The 5,979-nt window shown below is 61.3% G+C and carries 6 protein-coding genes and 1 tRNA gene; 5 read left to right on the top strand and 2 right to left on the bottom strand.

The window, feature by feature from the left end; genetic code table 11:
- Positions 1–13 precede the first annotated feature (13 nt).
- Positions 14–568 (bottom strand): elongation factor P, encoded by a 555-nt coding sequence (gene efp, locus Q0O05_RS10850; protein ID WP_293662979.1) that lies wholly within the window; start codon positions 566–568, stop codon positions 14–16.
- A 109-nt stretch (positions 569–677) separates the two neighbouring features.
- Complete coding sequence (gene earP, locus Q0O05_RS10855; protein WP_293662989.1) at positions 678–1,862, bottom strand: elongation factor P maturation arginine rhamnosyltransferase EarP; 1,185 nt, start codon at positions 1,860–1,862, stop codon at positions 678–680.
- Between the two features lie 170 nt (positions 1,863–2,032).
- On the opposite strand from earP, the gene uvrC reads away from it, so the two are divergent.
- From uvrC to Q0O05_RS10880, 5 genes are all read left to right on the top strand, one after another.
- Positions 2,033–4,003, top strand: a complete 1,971-nt coding sequence (gene uvrC, locus Q0O05_RS10860) for an excinuclease ABC subunit UvrC (RefSeq protein ID WP_293662981.1) — start codon at positions 2,033–2,035, stop codon at positions 4,001–4,003.
- Positions 4,004–4,022: 19 nt separating this feature from the next.
- Positions 4,023–4,598: a CDP-diacylglycerol--glycerol-3-phosphate 3-phosphatidyltransferase gene (gene pgsA, locus Q0O05_RS10865; RefSeq protein WP_293662983.1), complete on the top strand. Its 576-nt coding sequence runs from the start codon at positions 4,023–4,025 to the stop codon at positions 4,596–4,598.
- A gap of 196 nt (positions 4,599–4,794) precedes the next feature.
- Positions 4,795–5,067, top strand: coding sequence for an HU family DNA-binding protein (locus tag Q0O05_RS10870; protein ID WP_293662985.1), 273 nt, complete (start codon positions 4,795–4,797; stop codon positions 5,065–5,067).
- 15 nt (positions 5,068–5,082) lie between these two features.
- Positions 5,083–5,158, top strand: a tRNA-Val gene (locus Q0O05_RS10875).
- Positions 5,159–5,222: 64 nt separating this feature from the next.
- Positions 5,223–5,979 (top strand): SurA N-terminal domain-containing protein (locus Q0O05_RS10880; protein ID WP_293662987.1); only part of this gene is annotated, 757 nt, incomplete at its 3' end.

The raw sequence follows: 5,979 nt of genomic DNA on the forward strand, positions 1-5,979 counted from the left end.
GGGTGCGTGACGCTTAGACGCGCTTGCGGTATTCGCCGGTGCGGGTGTCGATTTCGACCTTGTCTCCCTGGTCCACGAAGATTGGCACGCCGATTTCGAAGCCGGTTGCAATCTTGGCGGGCTTCAGAACCTTGCCGGAGGTGTCACCCTTGACAGCGGGCTCGGTCCAGGTGATTTCGCGCACGATGGTTGTGGGCAATTCCACCGAGATGGCCTTGCCTTCGTAGAACACCACTTCGGTGGTCATGCCGTCTTCGAGGTAGTTGAGGGAGTCGCCCATGTTTTCGGCTTCAACTTCGTACTGGTTGTAGTCGACGTCCATGAACACATAGAGCGGGTCGGCGAAGTAGGAGTAGGTGCACTCCTTCTTTTCCAGAATGATCTGGTCCATTTTGTCGTCGGCCTTGAACACGACTTCGGTGCCGAAGTTGGCAATCAGGCTCTTGAGCTTCATGCGCACGGTAGCCGAGTTGCGTCCGCCGCGGCTGTATTCGGTCTTCAAGACGACCATGGGGTCTTTGCCGTGCATGATCACGTTGCCGGCGCGGATTTCTTGTGCGATTTTCATAGGATAGCGATGTCGAATGTCGCGTTTGGCGACTGTAGGCCGCTTGCAGCGGCGAAGGGCATGAAGTCGGCCCCTGTTTCGGGCGCCAAATTCAGCTGAGCCGTGGATTTTATCGTCTTTTCGAGACGAAGCCGATCAGCGCCGTGGCCAGATCGGGCTGCCGCCACAGGCGCGTTCGCCAGGCTTGAACCTGGACTTGCCACTGGCTTTGCCACGCCTTTAGCGCAAGCTGGTCCCACTGCTCAGACGGTGATTGGCGACCGGCGGGCAGCCCGTTCCATGCGGCGTGCAGCGCTCGCACCGTGGCATCGGCCTGCATCTCGTCCAGAAAGGCGGTGAGTTTGCTTGCATGTGCCCCGTCGTCTTGCGGGTAGATGTGCCACACAAAAGGTTTGCCGGCCCACAGCGCGCGCACCAGAGAGTCTTCACCGCGCACAAAGTTGAGGTCGCAGCAGTGCAGCAGCGCATCAAAGTCCGGCTGCGGCAGGGGTGGCAGGTAGTGCACCCGCAGTGAACCCCGCTCACGACTGGCGCCGGCTTCGATGGGCTCTTGTCCGGCGCTCGAGCCCTGCAACCCGGCATCGCACAGCGCCGCCTCCACCGCCCGCGCCGCGCGGCCCGGCGTTACCAGCAGCAAAGTCGGGGCAGGCGCCCGGGCCCAGGCGGTAAGTGCCTGCTGCAGCGCCGCGGGTTCGTAGCAAAACAGGCTGACCAGCCGCTCGCCCCCCCAGGCCACGCCGTGGTTTTGCAGCCACCGCCTGCGCTCCGGCTCCGTCCATTCCGTCGGCTCGGCACTCAGATCCGGCTCGCGCAGCAGACCTCCCGTGCCGGCGCTAAAGCCGGGGTAGTAAAAATGCTTCACCGCCCCCTTGGCCGGCCCCTGCATCACCGGCGAGGGCAGGCCATGGCAGCGCTCCACATAGGCTTCTGCGCTCAGGTACTCAAGATTGATCCAGACCGGCTTTTTCAGAGGATTTTGGGCATTTCTTCCCGCGGAATATGCGCTTTCAGCTATAAATTCTGTAGCAATTTCACATCCGAAGGCCTCTATCCACACGTCTGCGGGCGGGAACGAGGCGCGCAGTGCGGGCTCGCCGGCCTGTTGCCAGTCCAGCACGCGCACCCCCGGCCACTGCCCTTGCCGTGCGCCCGGCGCCATCCAGTCCAGGGGGCTGCTGTCATCCACCCAGAGCCGCAGGCTGTGGCCGCGCCGGGCCAGATCGGCGCACAGGCGCCAGCACACCCCGATGTCGCCGAAGTTGTCGATCACGCGGCAAAAAACATCCCACACCATGCCCGCATCCGGTCGGGCCCGGGCATGTCCGGCGCTGGATGCATCGCCGGGCGCGGAGACTGGCGCGGAGATCGGTGCGGGCGAGTGGGGTTCTGTGGGGGGCATTGCGTGGATTGTGCCCAAGCCCTTTACGGGCCAAGCCTGTGCCGGCTGGCCGACAATAGGGCGCTATGAGCGAAACCCACTCTGACGAGCTATTGCGCGAGGTTGCTGCGCTGCCATCCCTGCCCGGCGTTTACCGCTATTTCGATGCCGAGGGGCAGGTGCTGTACGTCGGCAAGGCCATCAGCCTGAAAAAACGCGTCAGCAGCTACTTCCAGAAAAACCATGGCGGCACCCGCATCGGCCACATGGTCAGCAAGATCGTCCGCATGGAGACCACGGTCGTCCGGTCCGAGGCCGAGGCGCTGCTGCTGGAAAACAACCTCATCAAGACGCTGAACCCGAAATACAATATCCTGTTCCGGGACGACAAGAGCTACCCCTACCTGAAGATGACCGGAACGCCGCCGGTGCCCAAGAATCTGGCGCCCGCAGATGCCCCCGTGCCGGCCCGCGCCCCGCAGCCCGTGGAGTTTGCGCGGGTGTCGTATTACCGCGGCGCAGTCGAAAAAAAGCACCGCTACTTCGGTCCCTACCCCAGCGCCTGGGCGGTGAAAGAGGCAATTTTGCTGATGCAAAAGGTGTTCCGGCTGCGCACCTGCGAAGACTCGATCTTTGCCAACCGCACGCGCCCCTGCCTGCTGTACCAGATCAAGCGCTGCTCCGGCCCCTGTGTGGGGCACATTCAGCCAGCCGACTATGCCCAAGACGTGGCCAACGCCGAGCGCTTTCTGCGCGGCGAGGCGCAAGACGTGATGCGCGGGCTGGAGGCGCGCATGATGGCCCACGCTGAGAAGCTGGAGTTTGAACAGGCCGCAGAACTGCGCAACCAGGTGGCAGCCTTGTCGAATGTGCTGCACCAGCAGTCGGTGGACAACGTGTCGGACCGCGATGTGGACATTTTGGCCGTCAAGGTGCAAGGCGGCAAAGCCTGCGTGAACCTGGCCATGGTTCGCGGGGGCCGGCATCTGGGCGACCGGCCTTATTTTCCGGTGCATGTTGAGGACGCTTCTGTCATGGGCGCGGCAGAAGAGGATGCCGCCGCTGTTCCGGTGGAGGTCCAGGTGCTGGAAGCCTTTATCGCCCAGCACTACATACAGGTGCCCATGCCCTCGGTGCTGGTGGTGAGCGAGCCGGTTAGCAAGCGGCTGCTGCAAGCCCTGTCGGAGCAGGCCGGCGTCAAGGCGACCGCAGTGCACCAACCCCGCGAACAGCGCCGCGCCTGGTTGGACATGGCCCAGACAAACGCTGCCTTGCAGCTCGCACGCCTTTTGGCCGAGGAGGGCTCGCAGCAGGCCCGTACCCGCGCGCTGGCCGATGCGCTGGATCTGGCGCTGGACGATCTGGACGACCTGCGCATTGAGTGCTTCGACATCTCGCATACCGCCGGTGAGGCCACGCAGGCCTCATGTGTCGTGTTTCAGCATCACAAGATGCAAAACGCCGAATACCGCCGTTTCAATATTGACGGCATTACCGGCGGCGACGACTACGCCGCCATGCGGCAGGTGCTGACGCGCCGCTACAGCAAGCTGGCCGAAGCCCTGCGCGAAGCGCGGCACAGCGGCAGCACCCCTGACGCGGGCCTGCGCCTGCCGCATCTGGTGCTGGTGGACGGCGGCAAGGGACAGGTGTCCATGGCCAGGGAGGTTTTTGAGAGCCTGGGGCTGGAACTGTCGTTGATTGTTGGCGTTGAAAAAGGCGAGGGCCGCAAAGTCGGGCTGGAGGAGTTGGTGTTTGCTGATGGCCGCGAAAAGGTCTACCTCGGCGCAGACTCGGCGGCGCTCATGCTGGTGGCGCAGATTCGCGATGAAGCACACCGCTTTGCGATCACCGGCATGCGGGCCGCGCGCGCCAAGGTGCGCACCGGCGGCAGCAAGCTCGAAGAGATTCCGGGCATCGGCCCCAAGCGGCGCGCTCGGCTGTTGCAGCGCTTTGGCGGGGTGCGTGGGGTGGAACAGGCCAGCGCCCAGGACATTGCCAGCGTGGAGGGCATATCGCGCGAATTGGCCGAGGAGATCTACCAGGCACTTCATTAAGCCGTGCCACAATCCGCGCATGTTTACCACCATCCCTACCATCATGACCTGGACGCGAATCTTCGCGATCCCCCTCATCGTGGGCGTGTTCTACCTGCCGGAGAGCATGGCCAGTGATGCCGAAAAGAACCTGGTGGCCACAGTCATGTTTGTGGTGTTCGCCCTGACGGACTGGCTCGACGGCTACCTGGCCCGCAAGCTCAACCAGACATCCGCTTTCGGCGCTTTTTTGGACCCTGTGGCGGACAAGTTTCTGGTCTGTGCCTGCGTGCTGGTGCTGGTGCATTTGCAGCGAGCCGACGTGTTTGTGGCGCTCATCATCATCGGCCGCGAAATCGCCATCTCCGCCCTGCGCGAGTGGATGGCCCAGATTGGTGCCAGCAAAAGTGTGGCGGTGCACATGATCGGCAAGCTCAAGACGGTGGCGCAGATGGTGGCTATTCCATTCCTGCTTTTCAATGGCGAGCTTTTCGGTGTGATTGACACCAAAGTCTGGGGCGTGTGGCTGATCTGGATTTCTGCCGTATTGACCGTGTGGTCCATGGTCTATTACCTGCAAAAAGCGGTTCCTGAGATCCGCGCTCGCGCCCAGTGATTGAACACTGCCGCGAACTTTTTTTCTCGGCAACCGAATGGCCCTATTTTTACAACTAGAATTTCCTACGCACCGCTCACAAAGCGCTCGCGCCATGTTGCTAGCCCCGATGCATTTCACATGCTTTGCGCTCAAATAGCACATCTAGTCAACTAACCAGACAATCTCTAACTCCGCTTGCTATCTAGGGGATCTTGTGAATAAAACCGAATTAATCGAGCACATCGCTAAGCACGCCGACATCTCCAAGGCTGCAGCCACGCGCGCGCTGGAGTCCACCATCGGCGCCGTCAAGACCACATTAAAAAAAGGCGGCACCGTGTCGCTGGTGGGCTTTGGTACGTTTGCGGTGGGTAAACGCGCTGCGCGCACCGGTCGTAATCCTCGCACCGGCGCTGCGATTAAAATTAGAGCTGCCAAAGTTCCAAAGTTCCGTCCAGGCAAAGCATTGAAAGATGCCCTGAACTGATCTCCGGTTTTCGGGGGGTGATTAGCTCAGTTGGTAGAGCGGCGCCTTTACACGGCGTAGGTCGGCGGTTCGAGCCCGTCATCACTCACCACCCCCACCCAGCAAAGGCGAACACCATGTTCGCCTTTTTTGTTGTTCATTAGGAGAGTTAGCGCATGTTTGATTTTGTTCGCAAGCACACCAAGGTCATGATGTTCGTCATGTTCTTGCTAATCATCCCCGCCTTTGTGCTTGTGGGCATGGACGGATACAAGACCATGGCGGATAGTGGTGCCACCGTCGCCACCGTGGGCAACGCAAAAATCACCCAGGAAGAGTGGGACTTCGCGCACAAAAACGAGGTGGACCGCTTGCGCAGTTCCGTACCCAACCTCGATCCCAAGTTGCTGGACTCGGCCGAAGCCCGTTACAGCACCCTTGAGCGACTGGTGCGCGACAAAGTCATTGCAGAGGCGGTGCAAAGCGCCCACATGACCACCAGCAACGCGCGCCTGGCTCGAGAGCTGCAGCAAAACCCCACCATCGCCAGCCTGCGCAAGCCCGACGGCAGCCTCGACATGGACCGCTACCGCCAACTGGCCGGCAGCCAGGGCCTCACTCCTGAAGGCTTTGAGGCGCGTGTGCGTCGCGACTTGTCGTCGATGCAAGTGGAGTCTGCGGTCACCGGCACCGCGTTTTCTCCAAAAGCCTCGGCAGACATCGCGCTGAATGCGTTTTTTGAGCGCCGCGAAGTGCAAGTGCTGCGCTTCAGCCCCCTCGACTACGCGTTAAAAATCAACCCGTCGGACGCCGATGTAGAAGCTTTTTACAAGGCCAATACCGCATTGTTTCAATCCGCCGAATCTGCAGATGTGGAATATCTGGTGCTTGATTTGGACGCAGTCAAGAAAACCGTCATCGTGAACGAGGCCG

Origin of the sequence: Rhodoferax sp. OV413 (genome assembly GCF_945881795.1) — a bacterium.
Taxonomy (GTDB): Bacteria; Pseudomonadota; Gammaproteobacteria; order Burkholderiales; family Burkholderiaceae_C; genus Allorhodoferax.